This is a genomic window from Acidovorax sp. FG48, assembly GCF_057809085.1.
This window is the reverse complement of record NZ_JBMDJH010000006.1, coordinates 79,443-100,310: the sequence shown is the minus strand read 5'-3', so window position 1 is coordinate 100,310 and position 20,868 is coordinate 79,443. Positions and strand designations below refer to the sequence as shown.

Annotated in this window: 24 protein-coding genes and 2 pseudogenes; 13 read left to right on the top strand and 13 right to left on the bottom strand. The window is 65.8% G+C overall.

All coding sequences use genetic code 11. The features are described 5' to 3' along the window. The first annotated feature begins 58 nt into the window (after positions 1–58). From ACODSU_RS10910 to serB, 4 genes are all read left to right on the top strand, one after another. Positions 59–313, top strand: coding sequence for a ParD-like family protein (locus tag ACODSU_RS10910; protein ID WP_015014749.1), 255 nt, complete (start codon positions 59–61; stop codon positions 311–313). Further along, positions 310–1,107 (top strand): type I methionyl aminopeptidase, encoded by a 798-nt coding sequence (gene map / locus ACODSU_RS10905; protein ID WP_015014750.1) that lies wholly within the window; start codon positions 310–312, stop codon positions 1,105–1,107. The genes ACODSU_RS10910 and map overlap by 4 nt, the downstream gene beginning before the upstream one ends. A 101-nt stretch (positions 1,108–1,208) precedes the next feature. Continuing rightward, on the top strand, positions 1,209–1,397 hold the full coding sequence (locus tag ACODSU_RS10900) for a DUF3149 domain-containing protein (RefSeq protein WP_015014751.1): 189 nt from the start codon (positions 1,209–1,211) through the stop codon (positions 1,395–1,397). Positions 1,398–1,513: 116 nt separating this feature from the next. Then, entirely contained in the window at positions 1,514–2,227 is a 714-nt protein-coding gene (gene serB, locus ACODSU_RS10895) for a phosphoserine phosphatase SerB (RefSeq protein WP_488842293.1), read from the top strand. A gap of 92 nt (positions 2,228–2,319) precedes the next feature. Here the strand turns inward: serB and ACODSU_RS10890 are convergent, their stop codons facing one another. Next, positions 2,320–2,838 (bottom strand): RrF2 family transcriptional regulator, encoded by a 519-nt coding sequence (locus ACODSU_RS10890; RefSeq protein ID WP_488842291.1) that lies wholly within the window; start codon positions 2,836–2,838, stop codon positions 2,320–2,322. Between the two features lie 90 nt (positions 2,839–2,928). Between ACODSU_RS10890 and ytfE the strand changes: the two genes are divergently transcribed. Beyond that, positions 2,929–3,678: an iron-sulfur cluster repair protein YtfE gene (ytfE, locus tag ACODSU_RS10885; RefSeq protein ID WP_488842289.1), complete on the top strand. Its 750-nt coding sequence runs from the start codon at positions 2,929–2,931 to the stop codon at positions 3,676–3,678. A 17-nt stretch (positions 3,679–3,695) separates the two neighbouring features. After that, on the top strand, positions 3,696–4,172 hold the full coding sequence (locus ACODSU_RS10880) for a group III truncated hemoglobin (protein WP_488842287.1): 477 nt from the start codon (positions 3,696–3,698) through the stop codon (positions 4,170–4,172). A gap of 44 nt (positions 4,173–4,216) precedes the next feature. Here the strand turns inward: ACODSU_RS10880 and ACODSU_RS10875 are convergent, their stop codons facing one another. From ACODSU_RS10875 to ACODSU_RS10860, 4 genes are all read right to left on the bottom strand, one after another. After that, positions 4,217–4,390, bottom strand: a complete 174-nt coding sequence (locus tag ACODSU_RS10875) for a LiaI-LiaF-like domain-containing protein (protein WP_015014756.1) — start codon at positions 4,388–4,390, stop codon at positions 4,217–4,219. Between the two features lie 95 nt (positions 4,391–4,485). Further along, entirely contained in the window at positions 4,486–4,698 is a 213-nt protein-coding gene (locus ACODSU_RS10870; protein ID WP_488842284.1) for a DUF3820 family protein, read from the bottom strand. A gap of 13 nt (positions 4,699–4,711) precedes the next feature. Continuing rightward, positions 4,712–5,074, bottom strand: a complete 363-nt coding sequence (locus ACODSU_RS10865; protein WP_110961156.1) for a translation initiation factor Sui1 — start codon at positions 5,072–5,074, stop codon at positions 4,712–4,714. Further along, positions 5,071–5,541, bottom strand: coding sequence for a DUF2721 domain-containing protein (locus ACODSU_RS10860; RefSeq protein WP_015014759.1), 471 nt, complete (start codon positions 5,539–5,541; stop codon positions 5,071–5,073). Before ACODSU_RS10860 ends, ACODSU_RS10865 begins: the two co-directional genes overlap by 4 nt. Positions 5,542–5,768: 227 nt before the next feature. On the opposite strand from ACODSU_RS10860, the gene ACODSU_RS10855 reads away from it, so the two are divergent. Beyond that, complete coding sequence (locus tag ACODSU_RS10855; RefSeq protein ID WP_488842281.1) at positions 5,769–7,049, top strand: DEAD/DEAH box helicase; 1,281 nt, start codon at positions 5,769–5,771, stop codon at positions 7,047–7,049. A gap of 60 nt (positions 7,050–7,109) precedes the next feature. On the opposite strand, the gene ACODSU_RS10850 is transcribed toward ACODSU_RS10855, so the two are convergent. After that, positions 7,110–7,457 (bottom strand): DUF6172 family protein, encoded by a 348-nt coding sequence (locus ACODSU_RS10850; RefSeq protein WP_488842280.1) that lies wholly within the window; start codon positions 7,455–7,457, stop codon positions 7,110–7,112. Between the two features lie 90 nt (positions 7,458–7,547). On the opposite strand from ACODSU_RS10850, the gene ACODSU_RS10845 reads away from it, so the two are divergent. After that, positions 7,548–8,810 (top strand): sensor domain-containing diguanylate cyclase, encoded by a 1,263-nt coding sequence (locus ACODSU_RS10845; protein ID WP_488842279.1) that lies wholly within the window; start codon positions 7,548–7,550, stop codon positions 8,808–8,810. 60 nt (positions 8,811–8,870) lie between these two features. Here ACODSU_RS10845 and ACODSU_RS10840 read toward each other — a convergent pair whose 3' ends face one another. Both ACODSU_RS10840 and ACODSU_RS10835 read right to left on the bottom strand, forming a co-directional pair. Then, positions 8,871–9,074 carry a hypothetical protein gene (locus ACODSU_RS10840; RefSeq protein ID WP_488842278.1) on the bottom strand — a complete coding sequence of 68 codons (204 nt, stop codon included), beginning with the start codon at positions 9,072–9,074 and terminating at the stop codon, positions 8,871–8,873. Between the two features lie 86 nt (positions 9,075–9,160). Further along, entirely contained in the window at positions 9,161–10,810 is a 1,650-nt protein-coding gene (locus ACODSU_RS10835; protein ID WP_488842276.1) for a methyl-accepting chemotaxis protein, read from the bottom strand. A gap of 326 nt (positions 10,811–11,136) precedes the next feature. On the opposite strand from ACODSU_RS10835, the gene pstS reads away from it, so the two are divergent. The 3 genes from pstS (at position 11,137) to ACODSU_RS10820 (ending at position 14,528) form a co-directional block, all read left to right on the top strand. After that, the gene (gene pstS / locus ACODSU_RS10830; protein ID WP_488842274.1) at positions 11,137–12,207 is read left to right on the top strand and encodes a phosphate ABC transporter substrate-binding protein PstS; all 1,071 of its coding nucleotides are present in this window, start codon (positions 11,137–11,139) and stop codon (positions 12,205–12,207) included. A 102-nt stretch (positions 12,208–12,309) separates the two neighbouring features. Continuing rightward, a complete protein-coding gene (locus ACODSU_RS10825) occupies positions 12,310–13,839 on the top strand; it encodes a CYTH and CHAD domain-containing protein (RefSeq protein WP_488842272.1) in 1,530 nt (509 codons plus the stop codon). Between the two features lie 29 nt (positions 13,840–13,868). Next, positions 13,869–14,528: a 3'-5' exonuclease gene (locus ACODSU_RS10820; protein WP_488842270.1), complete on the top strand. Its 660-nt coding sequence runs from the start codon at positions 13,869–13,871 to the stop codon at positions 14,526–14,528. Between the two features lie 180 nt (positions 14,529–14,708). On the opposite strand, the gene ACODSU_RS10815 is transcribed toward ACODSU_RS10820, so the two are convergent. Beyond that, positions 14,709–16,763 carry an oxidoreductase gene (locus ACODSU_RS10815; protein WP_488842441.1) on the bottom strand — a complete coding sequence of 685 codons (2,055 nt, stop codon included), beginning with the start codon at positions 16,761–16,763 and terminating at the stop codon, positions 14,709–14,711. Positions 16,764–16,872: 109 nt separating this feature from the next. Between ACODSU_RS10815 and ACODSU_RS10810 the strand changes: the two genes are divergently transcribed. Next, positions 16,873–17,505: a TetR/AcrR family transcriptional regulator gene (locus ACODSU_RS10810; RefSeq protein ID WP_488842268.1), complete on the top strand. Its 633-nt coding sequence runs from the start codon at positions 16,873–16,875 to the stop codon at positions 17,503–17,505. A gap of 24 nt (positions 17,506–17,529) precedes the next feature. On the opposite strand, the gene ACODSU_RS10805 is transcribed toward ACODSU_RS10810, so the two are convergent. Next, on the bottom strand, positions 17,530–17,757 hold the full coding sequence (locus tag ACODSU_RS10805; protein ID WP_056638363.1) for a SlyX family protein: 228 nt from the start codon (positions 17,755–17,757) through the stop codon (positions 17,530–17,532). Positions 17,758–17,764: 7 nt separating this feature from the next. Continuing rightward, a complete protein-coding gene (locus tag ACODSU_RS10800) occupies positions 17,765–18,955 on the bottom strand; it encodes an aminotransferase-like domain-containing protein (protein ID WP_209820081.1) in 1,191 nt (396 codons plus the stop codon). A gap of 126 nt (positions 18,956–19,081) precedes the next feature. Here ACODSU_RS10800 and ACODSU_RS10795 point away from each other — a divergent pair, with 126 nt between their 5' ends. Then, complete coding sequence (locus ACODSU_RS10795; protein ID WP_488842265.1) at positions 19,082–19,561, top strand: AraC family transcriptional regulator; 480 nt, start codon at positions 19,082–19,084, stop codon at positions 19,559–19,561. A 52-nt stretch (positions 19,562–19,613) separates the two neighbouring features. On the opposite strand, the pseudogene ACODSU_RS10790 reads toward ACODSU_RS10795, so the two are convergent. Continuing rightward, positions 19,614–20,115 (bottom strand): annotated as a pseudogene (locus ACODSU_RS10790) (Bug family tripartite tricarboxylate transporter substrate binding protein); the annotation flags it as partial. A gap of 270 nt (positions 20,116–20,385) precedes the next feature. Then, positions 20,386–20,862, bottom strand: a pseudogene (locus ACODSU_RS10785) (Bug family tripartite tricarboxylate transporter substrate binding protein); the annotation flags it as partial. Positions 20,863–20,868 lie beyond the last annotated feature (6 nt).

Below are 20,868 nucleotides of genomic sequence, written 5' to 3'. Positions count from 1 at the left end.
CAAGGACTGCAGACACGCAGCGATACGAAACATATATGTTTCGAATACAATTCACTGCATGGGTATTGTCAAAATTTCAGACCAAATGCACGAGAACCTGCGCGTTGCCAGCAACGCCCTGTCTCGCTCCATCAACGCACAGGCAGAGCACTGGATGCGCATCGGCATGCTGGCCGAACTGCATCCCAACCTCGATCACAGCGACATCTGCCAGTTGCTGATCCGCGCCGAGCAGGCCGGAGGCTTCGATCTGGACACGGTGGCGGCCTCTGTGGCCGCCAAGCCGGGCCACAGCGGGCGGCGCGTTCAATGAAGTCGTCCCGCGTCACCCTGCGCTCCCCCGCCGAAATCGCCCAGGCGCGTGAGGCCGGCCACCTGGCCGCCCGCGTGCTGCACATGATCACGCCACACGTGCAGCCCGGCGTCAGCACCGAGGCGCTGGACCGGCTCTGCCACGACTACATCGTGAACGAACTGCAGGTCACCCCCGCCAACGTGGGCTACCTGGGATATCCCAAAACGGTGTGTACCTCGGTCAACCACGTGATCTGCCACGGCATTCCGTCGCCCGGCCAAGTGCTCAAGTCGGGCGACATCATCAACATCGACGTGGCCATCATCAAGGACGGCTGGTTTGGTGACACCAGCCGCATGTACTTTGTGGGCGAGCCCAGCCCGCTGGCGCGCCGACTGGTGGACACCACCTACGAAGCCATGTGCGCGGGCATTGCCCAGGTGCGTCCCGGCGCCACGCTGGGCGATGTGGGCCATGCCATACAGAGCGTGGCCCACCGCGAGCGGTTCAGCGTGGTGCGCGAATACTGCGGCCACGGCATCGGGCAGATCTACCACGACGAGCCCCAGGTGCTGCACTACGGGCAGCGCGGCCAGGGCCTGCGGCTGGAGGAAGGCATGGTCTTCACCATCGAGCCCATGATCAACGCCGGCAAGCGCGACACGCAGGAGCTGGCCGACGGCTGGACCGTAGTCACCCGCGACCGCTCGCTCTCTGCCCAGTGGGAACACATGGTGGCCGTGACGGCCGACGGGTTCGAGGTGCTCACGCCTTGGCCCGAAGGCACCGGCCGCTATCCCGCCATGGTTTGACCTGCATCTGGCCCACACGCCGCAGTCTTTGACACAGCACAAGCAGCCGCCGCAGGGACCGCCGGATAGTGGTGAACACCACCACAACGAGGAGGGTCTCCATGAAGCTGCTGAACGATCTGTTTTCTACCGACTACGGCCTGATGAGCATCATCGGCATCGGGTTCATGATCTGCATGGCTGCATTTTTTGTGCGCATGTTCCTGGTCAAGATGAACGAGCCGCCCCAGCCCAATCCGGCCGCCAAGGCGCTGAAAGGCGGCAGCCAGAACCTGCCGCATCCGCGCTGAGGTAAGGGATCTGACGAGAACCTGCGCGCGAAGCACGGCGGGCAAGGCGGGAGCAGAAGCCCGCCAGGGATACCATTGCGGGTTCTTACCCCGCATTTGTTCCCCTATTTTCTGCCATGACCCACGCAACCGAATTCGCCCCTGGCCTCGTCATCCAGGGCATCGAGCCTCCGCTGTCCCTGTCTGCCTACAAGCTCATCGCTTTTGACATGGACTCCACCCTCATCAACATCGAGTGCGTGGACGAAATCGCCGATGCCGCCGGCCGCAAGGCCGAGGTGGCCGCCATCACCGAGGCAGCCATGCAGGGCGTGATCACCGACTACAAGGAGAGCCTGCGCCAGCGTGTGGCGCTGCTCAAGGGCGTGACGGTGCAGCACATGGAGCAGGTGTTCACCGAGCGCCTGCGCTTCAACTCCGGCGCCAAAGAGCTGATCACCGCCGCCAAGGCCGCAGGCCTGACCACGCTGCTGGTCTCGGGCGGCTTCACCTTCTTTGCCGACCGCGTGAAGGCCGGGCTGGGTATCGACTTTGCGCGCTCCAACATGCTGGAAGTGCAAGACGGCCAGCTGACGGGCCGCATGGTGGACCAGGCCTGGGGCGACATCTGCGATGGCGCAGAAAAGCGCCGCACGCTGCTGGAAGTGGCCTCGCTGATGGGCATTTCGCCGCAGCAGGCGATTGTCGTGGGCGATGGCGCCAACGACCTGCCCATGATGGGCGTTGCCGGCCTGTCCGTGGCCTACCACGCCAAGCCCGCCGTGCGTGCACAGGCCAAGGTGGCCATCAACCAGGGCGGGCTGGACCGCCTGCTCGAAGTGCTGCGCTGAGCAGCGTGGCGCCTCAATACCTAAAGGGCGCAACGAGATACTATTAATTTGATAGCTATCCAGGCATGTAGCACTAGCGCATCACGCCGTTTTTATTCAAAACCAGGTGCATCGGGCAATCCGGGCACCAACGCGGTCTTGCGGCGGGCACTGCCTGCGCGCGGGGCCGCCACCGTGGCCTGCAGCGCCACACCCTGCGGTGACGTGGGCGCCACCAGGTCCGCCAGCGTCACGCCATCCAGCACCGCCAGATAGGCCTGCATGGCCTGGCCCAGCACCCCTTTCAGCCGACAGTGGCTGCTCAGGCGGCACTGGTTGGAGGCGGGGTCAAAACACTCCACCAGGTTGAAGTCCGTCTCGGTGGCACGCACCACTGCGCCAATGTGGATGGACGAGGCCGGCACCATCAGCCGCATGCCACCACCCCGCCCGCGCGTCGTCTCCAGCAGGCCCTGGGCCGACAGCTGCTGCACGATCTTCATCAGGTGGCTGCGCGAGATGCCGTAGCCCTCGGCCACCTCCGTGATGGTGACGGGCTGCGCCCGCCCCTCGGTGGCAGCGCAGTACATCAGCACGCGCAGCGTGTAGTCGGTCCATTGGGTCAGTCGCATGGGTTTGCCGCAGATCAATCAAAAAGATGCATACAGCCTGAATTTTATTCGCTAAAATATTCACACGATATGAATCTTTAAAGGACCACCATGAACGCCCGCATCGACACCCTGCACGCCACAGCCCCCACCACCCCGCTGGCACTGAGCGCCGAGCAGCAGATCGGCCAGATCGCCGTGCAGTTGCCGGGCGCCACGGCGGTGTTTCGGCGCCTCAAGTTGGACTTTTGCTGCGGCGGCCAAGTGAGTCTGGCCAAGGCGGCTGCCGACAAGGGGCTGGACGCCGACGCCGTGCTGGCCGAGCTGGCGGCCCTGCAGCGCAGCGACGCCGTGCCCGAGGCGGCGTCGCCCAGTGCGCTCATCGACCACATCCTGGCGCGCTACCACGAGGTGCACCGCCAGCAATTGCCCGAGCTGATTCGCATGGCCCGCCGCGTGGAAGCCGTGCACCGCGACCACCCGCAGGTACCGGTCGGCCTGGCCGACCACCTGGAGGCCATGCACGACGAGCTGCTGTCGCACATGCTCAAGGAAGAACAGGTGCTGTTCCCGATGCTCAAGAACGGCGGCAACCCCTTTGTGGGCCAGCCCATCGGCATGATGCGCGCCGAACACGTGGACCATGGCGAAGCGCTGGACAAGCTCAACGCGCTGACGAATGACGCCACGCCCCCCCAAGGCGCATGCAACACCTGGCGCGCGCTCTACGCAGGCATTGCCCAGCTGGGCGACGACCTCATCAACCACATCCACCTGGAAAACAACGTGCTGTTTCCGCGGTTCGAAGCCAACGCTGCTCCGGCGCAAGCTTGTGCCACGTCAGCCTGCGGTTGCCAGTGAGCGGGCACACTGCCGCCATGACCGACGAAGCCCTCCGCACACATCCCGCCAGCCAGCTCCCCCCCAGCGTGGAGAGCATCACGCAGCTGGTGCACGGCTTCTACGGGGACGTGCGGCGCGACCCGCTCTTGGGCCCGGTGTTTGAAAAGGCCCTGCACGGCCAGTGGGACGCCCACCTGCAGCGGCTGGTGGACTTCTGGAGCACCGTCGCGCTGGGCACCCGCAGCTTCAAGGGCGATGTCTTCGGCAAACACATGGCGCTGGAGGGCGTCACCCCTGCCCACTTTGCGGCCTGGGTGGGGCTGTGGCAACAACACACCAGCCGCCTGTTTGCACCCGAGGTGGCGCGCGACTTGCAGGTGGCGGCCCATGGGATTGCACGCAACCTGTTCCGGGGCTACTTTGGCAACGACCCTGGTTTTGTGCAGCGCCGCGAGGAGCATGGCGGGCACGGCGCCCACCCCCACGGCAGCGAAGGGGCCCAGCAGGGCTGAGGACTGGCACCTCGCGCGCCAGCAGGGTCCGCGCCCTCCCCGGATTATTTGCTCTTGTTGCCCGGCGTGAAGAACAGCGCTACGCCCACCGCAATCAGCGCCACCGGCCACCACACGCGCAGCAGCTCGCGCAGGCTGATGCTGATCAGTCCCAGGTTGGTCAGCAGAAAAAACACGCCCAGTACGACCAGAACGATCGCAGCGATATTGCCCTTCATGTGCATTCCCTCGGTATGGTTGTTGGTCTGACGACGTGCATTATGGTCGCCAGCAACCAAAGGAACGCCCCAGTTTTTGCGATGGTGCAGGCCTCTCAGCGCCCGCGCAAGGGTCGCAGCAGGTCCGACAGCCCGTTGTGATCGATCTCGTGCATCAGTGCCAGCAACTGGCCCAGCTCGCCCTTGGGGAACCCTTCGCGCGCAAACCAGTTGAGGTAGTTGCCCGGCAGGTCGGCCAGCAGTGTGCCTTTGTGCTTGCCGTACGGCATCTCGGTGGAGACCAGGCGCTGCAGTTTCTCTGCGTCCATTGCCCTGCCCCGCTCAGCCGCCCGCGCGCTTGACCTTGTGGCCCAGCTTCTGCAGCGCGGCCATCACCCGCTCCACATGGTCTCCCTGCACCTCGATCACGCCGTCCTTCACCGTGCCGCCGCTGCCACACGCGGTCTTGAGCTGCTTGCCCAGCTGCTCCAGCGTGGCCTCGTCCACCAACACGCCCTTGACCAAGGTGACCGCCTTGCCGCCGCGCCCTTTGGTCTCGCGCGATACGCGCACGATGCCGTCGCCCGTGGGCAGCGGTTTGTTCTGCTTGCACACGCACTGCGCCACCGGCTGGCGGCAGGCGGGGCACATGCGGCCCGACTCGGTGGAATACACCAGGCCCCCCAGGTCGGCGAAAGACTTCATGGCTTCTTCCCCTCCACTTCTTGCTGCAACATGTGAAAGTCGAGCAGGCGCGTGGCCAGCAGCGTCTCGGTCAGAAAACACACCAGGGCCAGCAAAAAGCAGGCAACGCCCGCCAGAAACCCGCCCACCGCGAGGCGGCTGGACTGGAAGTCCGTGGTTTCGCCCAGGAACAGCAGGATGATGGTCGTGCCGATCAGGAAGGCACAGAACGTCAGCAGCGCAATGCAGCCGTTGGCCAGCCGCCCGCGCAAGCGCAAGTCGCCCAGCTCTTTGTAGGCACGGGCCAGGAATTCGGGTTCGGTGTTGACGCGCGCGCGGTCTTCCACCACACGCGCCCGGTCGATGATGCGGGCCAGTCGGCCGGCCACCGCACCGATCATGCCGGACACCGCAGTGAGCAAGAACACGGGCGCCACCGCCAGCTGGATGCCGTGGGTGATGGCGGAGGTATCTAGGGGCAAAGCCATGGGGTTCGGGTCCGGGAAAACAGTCAACGAAAAACGAAGCGGCCCGATTATCGGTTGCCCAACGCAGAGAACGGGCACTCGCATTCCCTGCGATCCGGCAGGTACAAGCCAGGCATTGCAGGCCTGTAGGAAGAGCGCATCGGGCAACTGCGGCGACAATGCGGGCCATCACTGCTTTGTCTGCGCTACGTTGCGTGCCCCCTTCAACGCCTCTCCAGCGCCTTTCCATGCCTTTTGCTTCCCTCGGTCTCTCCCCCGCCCTTGTCCACGCCGCCACCCAGGCGGGTTTTGTGGCGCCCACGCCCATTCAGGCAGGCGCCATTCCGGCCATCCTGCAAGGGGTAGACCTGCTGGGTGCGGCGCAGACGGGATCGGGCAAAACGGCGGCCTTCGCACTGCCCTTGCTGCAGCAGCTGCAGCTCAGCGCCACCGGCGGGCCGCGCCGGGTGCGTGCCCTGGTGCTGGTACCGACGCGTGAACTGGCCGCGCAGGTGGGCGAAGTGCTGCGCAGCCTGGCGCAGCACCTGCAGCAACCGCTCAAGATCGCCATCGTGTTTGGCGGCGTATCCATCAACCCACAGATGCTGGGCCTACGCGGTGGTGCCGACATTGTGGTGGCCACCCCGGGGCGCCTGCTGGACCTGGTGGACCACAACGCGTTGCGCCTGTCGGCCGTGGCGCACCTGGTGCTGGACGAAGCCGACCGGCTGCTGGACCTGGGCTTTGCCGACGAACTGCAGCGCGTGCTGGCGCTGTTGCCCGCCCGGCGGCAGAACCTGTTTTTCTCGGCCACCTTTCCCGCTGCAGTGCAGGCGCTGGCCGATGGCCTTCTGCAGAACCCCGTGCGGGTAGAGGTGCCTCACACCCCGGGCAACGAGCCCGCCATCGAACAACGCGCCATTGCGGTGGATGGGAGCCGCCGCACCCAGCTGCTGCGCCATCTGGTCAAGGAACACAACTGGTCGCGCGTGCTGGTGTTTGTGGCCACGCAATACGCGGCCGAGCATGTGGCCGAAAAGCTCTACAAGGCGGGCATCTACGCCACGCCGTTCCACGGCGGGCTGAGCCAGGGCGCGCGCAACCAAGCGCTGCAGGAGTTCAAGGACGAGCGCTGGCAGGTGGTGGTCACCACCGACCTGGCCGCGCGCGGCATCGATATTGCACAGCTGCCCGCCGTGGTGAACTACGACCTGCCCCGTTCTGCAGTGGACTACGTCCACCGCATCGGCCGCACCGGCCGGGCGGGCGAAAGCGGCATGGCCGTGAGCTTTGTGACGGCCGATGCCGAGGCGCATTTCCGGCTGATCGAAAAGCGCCAGCACCTCACCATTCCGCGCGAGCAGATCGCAGGCTTTGAGCCGACCGAAACGCCCCAGTTCGCATCCCCCGCAGATCCTCAAGGCACCGGTGGCATCAAGGGCAAGCGCCCCAGCAAAAAGGACAAGCTGCGCGCGGCCGCCGCAGCGCAAGCCGCTCAAACCCCAGCCGACCAGAAAAAAGGCCCCTGAAGGGGCCTGCAGTGTAGGGATACAGAGTGGGCACGGGTGGTACACACCCAGGGCCCGGGCTCACACGACGTCTTCTTCGTCCCCGCCCAAGTCATCGGCCCCGCCCTGCGGTGCCTGCCCTGAGAGCCGGGGTGTGCGCTTGGCGGGTTTGGCCAGAATTTCCACATAGAACTGGGCGCCACCCTCGGCCACCACGCCGTTGATCAAGCCGGTCAAGGCCGACAGATGCGCCACAGCGGCGTCTTCTTTGGTGCGGCCAAACCGACAGTCAAAGTCCCAGAAGTCGGCACCTTCGGGCAGGTTGCGGCGCCGTTCGCGCTTAATGTATTTGCGGATTTCGTGCTTGACGGCATCCAGAACGCGGTCGCGGTTCTTGCCTTCAACGTGGAGTTGGAAAGTTTTTCTCATGGGCGATAGTACTGCCTGCGACAGATGATCTTTGAAGGCGCCTGTTACCGGTGCCACAATGGTGCATTACTTTTGGTTACCCACCAGCCCATGAACCACGACCTGCGCCTGCTGCACCTGTTGCCAGCGGCTGTGCTTGTCACACAAGAGGGTGCCATCCGCTTTGCCAACGCCGCCAGCATGGAGCTGCTGGAGGCGCCCAGCATCGACAGCCTGATCGGGCGGCTGTCCGGCGACTTTGTGCATCCGTTGGATCAGGTGCGCTCCACCAACCGCATCCAGCAGGTGGCCGTGCCCGAGCAGGCCGGACGGCCCAACAAGTCGTCCGAGTTCCGCATCCGCACCGAGCGGGGTAACCTGCGCATGGTGCTGATCAGCAGCGTGGCCATTGAATGGGACGGTGCGCCCGCCGTGCTCATGTGCGGCATGGACATGACGCACCAGAGCGAGATCGAGGCCCAGCTGCGCGAGAGCGAGCAGAACTTCCGGCGCCTGTTCGACAACATGCAGGACGTGTACTACCGCACCGACGCGCAGGGCATCGTGCAGCATGTAGGCCCTGGCGTGCGCCGCGTGCTCGGCTACGAACCGCATGAAATCGAAGGCCGCACCGCCGAGTCGTACTACCCCCAGAGCAAAGACCGCGACGCGTTCAAGGCCGCAATCATGGAGCACGGCGAGGTGTCGGACTTTCCGGGCCAGATGGTGCGGCGCGATGGCACGGTGATCGACATCTCCATCAGCAGCCACGCGCTGTACGACCATACCGGCAATTTTGCGGGGGTCGAGGGCATTTACCGCGACGTGACGCAGCGCAAGAACCTGGAGCGCGAACTGCAGCGCCTGGCCACCACCGACATGCTGACGGGCATTGCCAACCGCCGCGCGTTTCTGGAATGTGCCGAGTCGGCCTACGCCCATTCACGCAGCAACGGCGAACCCCTGACCTTGCTGATGCTGGACCTGGACCACTTCAAGACCATCAACGACCGTTTTGGCCACCTGGAGGGCGACCGCGCGCTGATGGCGTTTGCACAGGCCATCAAGGGCCAGTTGCGCGCCAGCGATGCCGTGGGCCGGCTGGGCGGCGAAGAGTTTGGCGTGCTGCTGCCGGTGACTACATTGGCTGAGGGCCTGGAGGTTGCCACGCGCATGCTGCACAGCATTCGCGCACTGGAGCTGACGGACGATGCAGGCCACAGCTACCGCGTGACCACCAGCCTGGGTGTGAGCACCTTCCGCCAGAGCGACCGGAGCCTGCGTGACATGCTCGACCGCGCCGACCAGGCGCTGTACCTGGCCAAGCACCGGGGGCGCAACCAGGTGGCTTCGCTCGAAACGCTGGGCGAGTGAGCACGTCTGTCGTCTTGAGCGGCGACGGATCAGGACGGCGCCGAATCCCGAGGCCAGTATTCAAAGGCGCATGCGTTCCTGCTGCAGGCTCCACAGGCAGGCGGCAATGCGCAGCAGCATCTCCATCACCTGCTCCGAGCCGCTGCAGGACAACTCCAGATCATCAATGATCATCGCCAGCTGCGAAATGGCGTCTTCGGGCGCGGTCGCGCCACCGCTGCGCGCCACCTCGGCAATCGCGATCAATACATCGGTGCGGTTCATGGCGCGGCGCCTGGCGGAGTGGGTGGCAACGTCTCTGTCATTGACGGCACAAGCCACGCGATCACCGAAGCCTCGCCACCGCCAGGCTAGCGGGCCGAAAGGGCCAGTTGCGCCCGGCTGCCCCCTCGGCCCTCCAAGGCCGCCGCAGCAGGCACGCCTGAGGCTGCGAGCAGGGGCGCATCCCCGGCCGACAATGGCATATCGGGCGCCAGGCGGAACTGGTGAATCACCTCCAGCAGGCGCTTGACCTGGCTCTTCATGCCGGTCGAGGCGGACGAGTTGTCGTCCACCAGTGCCGCGTTCTGTTGCGTGGCCGCGTCCAGCTGGCGCACGGCCTCGCCGATCTGGGCAATGCCGCGGGCCTGCTCTTGCCCCGCCTCCTTGATGGCGGTGATGAGCGAGACCACCTGGTTCACATGGTGCACGGTGTTGGCCACACGCTCGCCCGCCTGCCCCACCAGCGTGGACCCGCGCTCCACGCCCTGAACGCTCGCCGAGATCAGGCCGCGAATCTCCCGGGCCGCCATGCTGCTGCGTTGCGACAGGCCCCGCACCTCGCCCGCCACCACGGCAAAGCCCCGGCCCTGCTCACCGGCGCGCGCCGCCTCCACCGCTGCATTCAACGCTAGCAGGTTGGTCTGGAAGGCGATGTCGTCGATCACCTTGATGATGTCCGTGATCTTCTGCGACTGGGTCTTAATCTCCTGCATGGTGGCGATCACGTCGCGCATCACGCTGCCGCCTTCGTTGGCCACGCTGCTCGCCTCTTGCGCCAGCGCAGTGGCACGCTGGGCGTTGTCGGTGTTGTGCTGCACCGTGATGGTCAGCTGCTCCATCGACGCGGCCGTCTCCTGCAGATTGGACGCCTGCACCTCGGTGCGGCGTGCCAGGTCTTCGGTGCCGCCCGCCATCACCACGGCCTCGTGCGCGACGGTCTCGGTGCTGGCGCGCACCTCGGTGATCACGCGTACCAGCTGGTGGTTCATCTCGCGCAGGGCCCCCAGCAGCTCGGCGGTCTCGTCATTGCCGCGCACCTCAATCTGCGCCGTCAGGTCGCCCCCGGCCACGGTGCGTGCCAGCACCACGGCCTGGCGCAGCGGGCGCGAGATGGAGCGGGTGATGACCCAGGCCATCGCCGCGCCCGCCAGCAGTGCCAGGGCCGTTGCGGCCAGCATCCACCAGTGGATGGTGTCGCTCATGGCGCGGGCCCCGGCAAACTCTGCTGCGGCCACGTTGATCTGCAGTGCCACCAGGCGCTCGATGGCGTCCTGCACCTTGAGCGCGTTGGGGCGGATCTGGGTGATGTACAGCTCCGAACCGTCGTCGTACTTGCCAGCCACCAGCGCGGCCGACGCCGGGATCAGGCCCTTGTCCAGATAGGTGGCATTGGCATCGGCAAAGGCCTGCGCCAGGGCCTGCTCCTCGGCCGCCAGGGGCTTGGCGGCGTAGTCCTTCCACAGGGTCTGGATGCGCTCGACATTGGCGGTCAGGGCCGCGTGGCTGGCTTCCAGGTTGCTGGTGCCGGGGTCCATCAGCATGTCCATGACCAGCACACGGTTGCGCTGCGTCAGGTGGCTGATCTCGGCCAGCACGCCCATCGGCACGGTGCGGTCGCCGTACAGGGCTGCACTGCGCTCCGTCAACCGCTTGGCCCCGCTGATGCCACCCGCCGCCAGGGCTGAGATCAGCAACAACAGCACGGCAAACGCCAGCGCCAGCCGGGTACCAATTTTCATTTTTTGAAGCATCTGAATCTTTCGTGAAGGTCCGCCGAGGCGTCGCCGCCTTGTGGGAAAGAACGCGTGTGGCCCGCTGGAGAACGCCCACCCGTTGCCTACGGCGAATTTCCGGCGGAATGCGAAAGATACTAATTGTTTCAAATGACAGATTAATGACGGAACGAGAAACCTTGACCGCTGAGGCCAATGCTTCAAATCGCTGTCATTTTGCTAGGATCGGCACCGCAAGCGGCTTACCCGCTCAATGAGAGTGCGCCGACTTTCATTGCACCGGAAATAGTGCGTGGCATATCGTTATTCATAAAAACCATTACATAAAACACATGAAATATATTTACTTTCTTCTGCTGGCAACCATGGCCCTTGTGCAGGCGGGGCTGGCCGGCGCGCAGACCGTGACGGGCGCAGGCTCTTCGGCGGCGGCCCCCATCTACCGCAGCTGGGCCAAGGCTTATGCCAAGGTGACTGGCATCGCGGTGAACTACGACCCGGTGGGGTCCAGCGCAGGCATGAAAAAGATCCAGCAACAAGCCGTCGGCTTTGGTGCGACCGACGTGTACCCCGCCGAGAAAGACCTGCTGGAGCATGGCCTGCTGGCGCTGCCCGTGGCCATCACCGGCATCAGCCCCATCGTCAACCTGCCCAAGGTGTCCAACGCCCAGCTGCGCCTGACGGGCGAGGTGCTCAGCCGCATCTTCATGGGCGAAATCACCCGCTGGAATGCAGCCGACATCGCCGCGCTGAACCCCGATCTGCCCCTGCCCGACCTGCCGATCAAGGTGGTGGTGCGCGCCGATGGCTCGGGCACCACCTACAACTTTGCGGACTACCTGGGCAAGGTGAGCCCGCAATGGAAAAAAACCTACGGCGCCAAAACCAGCATTGCCTGGCCTGCAGGGGTGCTGGCCTTCAAAGGCAGCGACGGAGTGGCCAAGGGCGTGCGCGACACGGTGGGCGCCATCGGGTATGTGGACCACGGCTACGTGGCCGAATACGGCCTGACCACCGTGCAGATGAAAAATGCCGACGGCATATACGTCAAACCCTCCATCGACGCTTTCAAGGCAGCACTGGCCAACAGCGATTGGTCGGCCACCGGGGTTTTCAACAGCACCTTGACGCAGCGGCCCGGCAAATCGGTGTGGCCCATCACCATGGGCACGTTTGTGGTGTTCCCCAAGGTCACGCAGAACCCCGATCAGACGGCCCAGGCCTTGCGGTTCATTCTGTGGTCGTTCCTCAATGGAGACACCTTGGTACAAGAAAATAATTTTGTGCGCCTGCCCGACCGGGTTCAGGCTTCGGCATTCAAAATTATTACCTCCATCCGAGATAATCAAGGAAAACCGTTGGGCATGAGCTTGATATCGTCTTTCAATCGCTCATCGCAATAAATCCGCTTTCGCGTGAATCATTGATTATTCAAAAATAACCAGAGCACCATCTTGATCCGGCATCGCCCTGTGAAGGGAATACCACAGGATAATGCCGCCATCATGGAAATCGAATTCAAATTCTGCATCCCGCCCGAGCGCCTGGCCGCTGTGCAAGCGGCATTGCGCCGGGGCCGGTGTACCGCTATCCGTATGGAGGCCCGCTACTTCGACACGCCCGACGGCGCACTGGGGTCACGCGGCATTGCGTTTCGCCTGCGGCGTGAGGGCGACCAGTGGGTGCAAACCGTCAAGGCGCTGGGCGATGGCCCGCTGGACCGGCAGGAGCACAACGTCGCACGCGGCCCCGCCACCGAAGGCACCGCGCCCGAGCCCCAACCTCAGTTGCACAGTGGCACCGTGGCGGGCGCGCGGCTGCAGCAGGCGTTGCAAGCCGCAGGCAGCCCCCTCGTCGAGACCTATGGCACCGAGATGGACCGGCTGACCCGCGACATCACCCGCCAGGGAACCGTGGTCGAGCTGGCGCTGGACACCGGCCGGGTGGTGGCCCACCGGGGCACAGCGCGGCAGGCCGAAGCCCCCATTTGCGAGCTGGAGCTGGAACTGAAGACCGGGCCCGTGACGGGCCTTGCAGCGCTCGCCGCGCAGTGGGCCACGCGGCATGGGCTGTATCTGAGCACCGTGTCCAAGGCCGAACGGGGCGAGCGCCTGCTGGCCGCACCCGATAGCAGTTCGCCCCGCAAGGCCCGGTCCCCTTCCCCCCTGTACCAGCAACTGCCCGCCGGGCTGGCCCTGCAGCGCGCCGTGGTGGCGCAGTGCCTGCAGCAGATCCTGGGCCCTGCCAGCGACCTGGCTGAAGGGTCCAACGATGAAAAGCAACTGCACCAGTTGCGCATCGGCATCCGCCGCCTGCGCACCGCCCTGCGCGAGCTGGCACCGCTGGCCCCGGGCCACCTGGACCCCGCCTGGGAGCCGCCCCTGGTCCATGTGTTCCAGCAGCTCGGCCACCTGCGGGACCGCAGCCAGGTGATGCAACGTATCGGTGCCGAACTGCGCGATGCCGGAGCGCCGCCCCTGTCCACCCACCCGAACGGCGCTACCGGGCTGGAGGCCCAGGCTACACAACACATCGTGCGCGATGCGGCCTTTCAGGAAGCGCTGGTGCATCTGATGGCCTTTACCACCCCAGGGCTGGATGCCACGGGCAGTGCCCCAGAAGGTCTGGACGCCCGTGCCACGCGCCGCCTGCTGCAGCAGCGCCTGCGCGCACTGCATGCCCAGGTGCAAAAAGGCGCACGGGGTTTTGCCACGCGCACGCCCCAGGCACAGCACCGGCTGCGCAAACGACTCAAGCGCCTGCGTTACCTCACCGATTTTGTGGCGCCCGCACTGGATGCGCACAGCACCCGGTTTCTCGACAGCCTGCAGCCTGCGCTGTCGGCCCTGGGCCGCCTGAACGACGAGCGTGTGGCGGCGGTGCTGTACCGCGAACTGGCAGAGTCGGGCGAGCCGAACGCCTGGTTTGGCGCGGGCTGGCTGGCAGGGCGGCAAGCCCAGTCGGTGGCCGCCTGCGAGCAGGCCCTGGCGCAGATCGCAGAGGCGCCCCGCCTGCGCAAAACCGGCAAACGCTGAAGGGCCACCTGCACGTCACAATGGCCCGCATGACGGACTCTCCTCCTTCGCGGCGCCAGCCGCCCTCCACGCCCCGCCAACCCTCTGCGCACACCGCCCCGCGCCCCACACCCGACAAAGACCAGATCGCGCTGCTGGAGCCCTTTGAACGCCTGGGCCTGGACCGCATCGCCCTCGTCTCCACACCTGCCCAGGCCGACCAGGCTTGCGATGCGCTGGCCGGTGCGAGCGCCTGGGGTTTTGACACCGAATCCAAACCCACCTTTGTGCAGGGCGAGGCGTCGGACGGCCCGCACATCGTGCAACTGGCCACACTGGAGCGGGCCTGGGTGTTCCAGCTGCACGACCCCGGCTGCCGCGCGCGTGTGGCCGAGCTGCTGGCCTTGCGCGGTGTGACCAAGGCAGGCTTTGGGCTGGGCGACGACACCAAGCGCATCCAGCACAAGCTGGGCGTGCAGCCCGCCGATGTGCTGGAGCTGAACACCGTGTTCCGCCAACACGGCTACCGCAAGGACATGGGCGTGAAAGGGGCCGTGGCCGTGCTGTTCAACCGGCGTTTCATCAAGTCTAAAAAGGCCGCCACCTCCAACTGGGCTAACGCCCGGCTGAGCGAGGCCCAGCTGGTCTACGCAGCCAACGACGCCTGGGCGGCGCTGCGGGTGTTCAACGCCTTGCATCCGACCGCCTGAGGGGCTGCGCGCGCACAGCGGCGGCGGCCCGGCACGGCAGTCTGTGCATTGCATTCACTATCAAAACAATAGCTACTCAGGCATGATTCACTAGCGCTACCGGCCAAAACAACCTCAACAATGCGCCTGACAGGCCCTGTGAGTCCCTGTGAGCTCCCCGCAGGCAATCCACACACCGGTCTACAGGCGCGCCGCCAGCCGCGCCGCCTGGTCGATGGCGCGCTTGGCGTCCAGCTCACCCGCCTCCAGCGCACCACCGATCAGGTGGGGCTTGCGGCCCTGGGCCTCCAGGTCCTGCGCCAGGCTGCGCAACGGCACCTGGCCCGCGCACAGCACTATGGTGTCGCACGGAATCCAGGTCGGGTCTTCGCGCTTCTCGCCATACGACACCAGCAGCCCTTCGTCGGCAATGCGCTCGTAGTTCACGCCGCCCACCATCTCCACCGCTTTCATCTTCAGCACCGTGCGGTGGATCCAGCCCGTGGTCTTGCCCAGGCCGTTGCCCAGCTTGCCCTTCTTGCGCTGCAGCAGCGTCACCTGCCGTGCAGGGGCCGTCACGCGCGGGCCGCTGGCGGCCAGGCCACCGCGCGCTTCGGCCGGGTCGGTGATGCCCCACTCGGCCTTCCAGGCGGGCAAATCGAGCGTGGTGGAGGGGTGGTCGCCATGCGTGAGGAATTCGGCCACGTCAAAGCCGATGCCGCCTGCGCCGATGATGGCCACGCGCTCGCCCACCGGCTTGCCGTGGCGCAACACGTCGATGTAGCTCAGCACCTTGGGGTGGTCCTGGCCGGGGATCTTCGGGTCGCGCGGCTCCACGCCGGTCGCAACAACGACCTCGTCAAAGCCCGCCAGATCGGCGGCTGCGACCTTGCGGTTCAGGTGCAGTTGCACGCCTGTGTCTTCCACGCGCGTGGCCAGGTAACGCAGCATTTCGTGGAACTCTTCCTTGCCCGGAATCACCTTGGCCATGTTGAGCTGGCCGCCGATGGCGAGTGCAGCGTCAAACAGATGCACCTCATGCCCACGCTCGGCCGCCACCGTGGCGGCCGTCAGGCCTGCGGGCCCGGCGCCGACCACGGCCACGCGCTTGCGCGATGCAACGGGGCGATAGACCAGCTCGGTCTCATGGCAGGCGCGCGGGTTGACCAGGCAACTGCTGGTCTTGTTCTGGAACACATGGTCCAGGCAGGCCTGGTTGCAGGCGATGCAGGTGTTGATGCGGTCGGCCCGGCCCTGCGCAGCCTTCTTCACAAAGGCCGCATCGGCCAGCAGCGGGCGCGCCATCGACACCATGTCGGCGCAGCCATCGGCCAGCACCTGCTCGGCCACCTCGGGCGTGTTGATGCGGTTGGACGTGACCAGCGGCGTGGTGATGCCTGCGGCCGCAAACTCGGCCTTCATCTTCTGCGTGACCCAGGCGAACGCTGCGCGGGGCACGCTGGTGGCAATGGTGGGCACCCGCGCCTCGTGCCAGCCAATGCCGGTGTTGACGATGTTCGCTCCGCCCGTGGCCACGGCCTTGCCCAGGGTGACGATCTCGTCCCACGCGCTGCCGCCGGGCACCAGGTCGATCATCGACAGGCGGTAGATGATGATGAAGTCCTTGCCAACGGCCTCGCGCATGCGGCCGATGATCTCCACCGGCAGGCGCATGCGGTGGCTGTAGTCACCGCCCCATTCATCGCGCCGCAGGTTGGTGGCCTGCGACAGGAACTGGTTGATGAAATAGCCCTCGGAGCCCATCACCTCCACGCCGTCGTAGCCAGCCTCGCGCGCCTTGACTGCGCAATTGACGAACGCGCGTATCTGGCGATCCACCCCGCGTGCCGACAACGCAAACGGCGTGAACGGCGAAATCGGCGACTGCAGCCGCGATGGCGCCACGGCCAGCGGGTGGTAGGCGTAACGGCCCGTGTGCAGGATCTGCAGCGCGATCTTGCCGCCCGCTGCATGCACGGCCTCGGTCACCACGCGGTGGCGCTTGGCCGCGCCAGACGTTGCCAGCGTGCCTGCAAACGGCTTGGCCCAGCCCGCAATGTTGGGTGCAAAGCCCCCCGTAACGATCAGGCCCACACCCCCCTCGGCCCGCTCGCGGAAGTACGCCGCCATGCGCGAGAGGTCGCGCCCGTCCTCCAGCCCCGTGTGCATGGAGCCCATGAGCACACGGTTCTTGAGGGTGGTGAAGCCCAGATCGAGCGGGGCAAGCAGGTGCGGGTACAAGGCGGCGCCGGGCATGGAGGCAGCGGCTGCAGGGGCGGCAGGAGCGGCCATTGGAGGAGAGGAATGCATGGGAGGATCGTGGACTAGAAGGTTTTTCTAGAACTTTATTCTAGAATCCCATTCCATGGCAAGCCGCAATTCCCCGCCCCCCACTTCATCCCCTGCCGAAGCCCCTACCGACCGCCGCCAGGACATCCTGAACGCCGCCCTGGCCTGCGCGGCCGAAGGCGGCGTGGATGCGGTCACCATCGACGGCGTGCGCGCGCGCTGCGGGGCCAGCGTAGGCAGCATTTACCACCACTTTGGCAACCGCGACGGCATCGTGGCGGCGTTGTTCTTCGAGATCTATCACGACCAGTCGCGCAGCGTGCAGGCGCAGCTGGATGCCGCCCAGGGCGTGGAGGCGGGTGTACAGGCCCTGGTCACGGGCTATCTGGACTGGGTGGTGGCACAGCCCGAGCGGGCGCGTTTTCTGTTCCAGGCGCGGGGCGCCGTGGCCGCCGGCCCGCGCACGCCGGACCTGGTCGAGGCCGCGCGGCGCCGCAACCAGGCGCTGGTGGCGTGGTTTGAGCCCCACCGCCGGTCCGGCGCGCTGCGCGACCTGCCGTGCGAGCTGATGCCGTCGTTGGTGATGGGGCCGGTGCAGAGCTACTGCAGGGCCTGGCTGTCGGGCAATGGGGCCCAGGTTGGTTTGCCCTCGCCGACTACCTACCGCACCGAGCTGGCCGAGGCCGCCTGGCGGTCCGTCAGGGCATAGACCGAGCGATCGGATCAACTCCGATCAGTAATGCGGCGGCAGTTCGTCGCGCAGGTTGCGCGGGCCGTTCGAGCCGCCTTCGGGCGCCTGCTGGCGCAGCTGTATGACCTCGTGCGTCAACCGGTCGATCAGTTGCTGCTGCTGGTAGATGGTCATGTTCAGCTGGTCCAGCAGGTCTTCGGTAAAGCTGGCCTTGATCTCCAGGCTTTCTAGACGCTGGAGGATGCTGGTGAGATCGTTGGCGTCGGACATGGAGGCGTCAGATCGCCTGGCCCAGGCGCGCTACGCCTTCGCGGATCTTGTCCACATCGGCCGTCGCGAACGACAGGCGGAAGGTGGCGTGGTCGGGGTTGGCGCAGAAGAACGGCGTGCCGGGCACAAAGGCCACGCCCTTTTCAATCGCGCGCTTGGCCAGCACATTGCCGTCGGCCACCTTGCCGCCCGCACCCGTGAGGCGCGCCCACACGAACAGGCCGCCCTGGGGCTGCACAAACTCGATGGCGTCGCCCAGCTCCTTGCGCAGCGCATCGCCCATGGCCTGGGCGCGCTCGGCGTACACCTTGCGCACATGGGCCAGGGTGCCAGGCATGCGGCCGGCCTTGAGGTACTGCGCGGCCGTGGCCTGCGCAAAGGTGCTGGTGTGTGCATCGCTGAACTGCTTGCACATGGTGGCCTTGCCCAGCAGCTCGGCCGGGGCAATCATCCAGCCCACGCGCAGGCCGGGCGACAGCACTTTGCTCAAGCTGCCGCAGTGCACCAGCAGATCGCGGCTGCCGGGCACGGTGGCCGACAGGTTGAGCAGGCTGGGTGGAGGCGCATCGCCAAAGTACAGGTCGCCGTAGGGGTCGTCCTCGACGATCAGCGTGTTGTGCTTCACCGCCATCTCCAGCACGGCCTTGCGGCGCTCCAGGCTCAGCATGGCGCCGCTGGGGTTGCCGAAGGTGGGGATCAGGTAGACGAACTTGGGCTTGTGCTCGGCGATGAGCTTTTCCAGCTCGTCGGTCTTCACGCCGTTGCCGTCGATGGGCGCACTGATGAGTTCGGCGCCGTACAGGCGAAAGCACTGGATGGTGGCCAGGAACGTGGGGCCTTCTACGATCACCTTGTCGCCGGGGCTGATGAGCGTCTTGCCCAGCAGGTCCAGCGCCTGCTGGCTGCCGGTGGTGACGATGAGGTGGTCGGCAGCCACATCCTTGGCGCCCTTGCTGGTCATGAAGGCGGCCAGTTGCTCGCGCAGCGGGTTGTAGCCTTCGGTGGCACCGTATTGCAGCGCGGCGCCGGGTTCTTCGGCCAGGGCAGCATTGCTGGCGGCGCGAATGCCTTCCACGTCGAACATCGCGCTGTCGGGGAATCCGCCTGCAAAGCTGATGATGCCGGGCTTGCCCAGCAGCTTGAAAAGCTCGCGAATGGCGGAGGTTTCTACGTTGTTCAGGCGGTCGGCAAATTGCATGGCGTGGACAGAAGTGGTTGGCAACAAACCGTGCATTGTCGCCAATTGCGACGCAGGATTCATGCGGTGTCCGTCCGAGATGGCTCTAAACTGGGTTTCCCCTCCACCGCCATTGCCCCGCCCGCCATGACCCTGACCATCCGCACCCTGCCCCGCATGCGCCTTGCCACCATGCGCCACACCGGCGCCTACGGCCACCCGGGCCTGACCGAGTTGTGGGAGCGCTTTGGCGCGTGGTGCGCCGCCAACCGCTTGAATGATCCGCGCCCCAAGTTCTACGGCTTCAGCCACGACGACCCGGCCTGCACGCCACCCGAGCAGTGCCGCTATGACGCAGCAGTGCAGATTGGCGTGGGCCTGCGCACCGGGCCCGATGTGCAGGTGATGGACTACGAAGGCGGCGACTACGCTTGCATGCACTTTGTGGGCACGGGACCCGAGATCGCTGCCGCCTGGGCCCAGATGGGCGCGCCGGGCCAGATCCCCGACGGCTGGGAATGGGAGCCCCGCGCTGCGCTGGAGATCTACGACGAGGACTTTGCGGTGGACCCGGCCACGGGGCGCTTTCCGTGCTGGCTGTGTATTCCGGTCCAGCGGGCGCGCTGAAACCTGTCGGGCGGCGCTGACAGGCTGATCAGCCAGGTTCCAGCAGCGGCAGTCAATCCACCCGGATATCCGCCCGTGCCGCCACGGCACGCATCAGTGGCAGCTCGCGCTCAATGCGCGCGCGCAGCGCGTCGCCATTGCCACCCAGCGGCGTCAGGCCGATATCCACCATCTTCTTCTTGAACTCCGCCGAGGCCAGGGTCTCGGCCAGGGCCTTTTCCAGCTTTTTCTGCACAGGTGCGGGCAGCCCTGCGGGCCCCACAAAGGCAAACCAGGAACCCATGTCAAAGCCGGGGTAGCCGCTTTCGGCCACCGTGGGCACGTTGGGCAGCAGGGCCAGGCGCTGCGGGCTGAGCGCGGCAATCGCCTTGATCTTGCCGGACTTGATGAGCGGAGTGGACGCCACCACGGTGTCCACCGCCAGTTGCACCTGCCCGCCCATCAGCGCCGTCAGGCTGGGCGAGCTGCCGTTGAAAGGCACATGCATCATCGGAAACCCTGCAGTGGTCTTGAGCATCTCGGCGCCAAAGTGCACCGACGAGCCGGTGCCAGAAGAACCTGTTCAAGGTCTTTTCGGGGTCGCACAAGTACCTTGCCGGGATGGGATGCAAGGCGCGGGGCGCAGCCAATAGCTCGGCTATTGGCAAGCGCCGGAACGCCGCAGACCGCCCGGCAAGGCACTTGCCCGAAGGGTTGGAGTGAAATCGGGCGATTGGACGCCCCGGCTGCTTGCATGGGCATGAGCCCATGCGGCGCACCCGAAGCATCCACTCATCCCGATTGCACTCCAATGCGATCCCCGAAAAGACCTTGAACAGGCTCTAAGCGCCATACGAAAACTTGTCCGGCGCCGCCTTGGCCTGGGCCACGATGTCCTTGAGCGACTTGCCCGGGGTGTCGTTGTGGGCCACCAGCAGCAACCCCATGTCGGCCACCAGGGGCAGGGGCGTGAAGCTCTTGAGGGGGTCGTACGGCAGGTTCGTGCGAATGGCCGGGTTCATCGTGAGCGTGGTGTTGGACCCGCGCAGCAGCGTGTAGCCGTCAGCAGGCGCCTTGGCCACCACGGACGCCGCCACCACTGTGCCCGCGCCGGGTCGGTTCTCGACCACCATGGGCTGCCCCAGGCGCTCGCCCAGGGCTGTGGCCAGCAACCGCCCCAGGATATCGGTGGCGCCACCTGCTGCAAAAGGCACGACCAGCTTGATGGGCCGGTCAGGGTAAGTCTGTGCCTGCGCCAGGCCGGGCGCGCCCAATACCAGGGCGCTGAGCAGAAGACTCGATACGAAGCGGGAACGCAGCATGGTGAA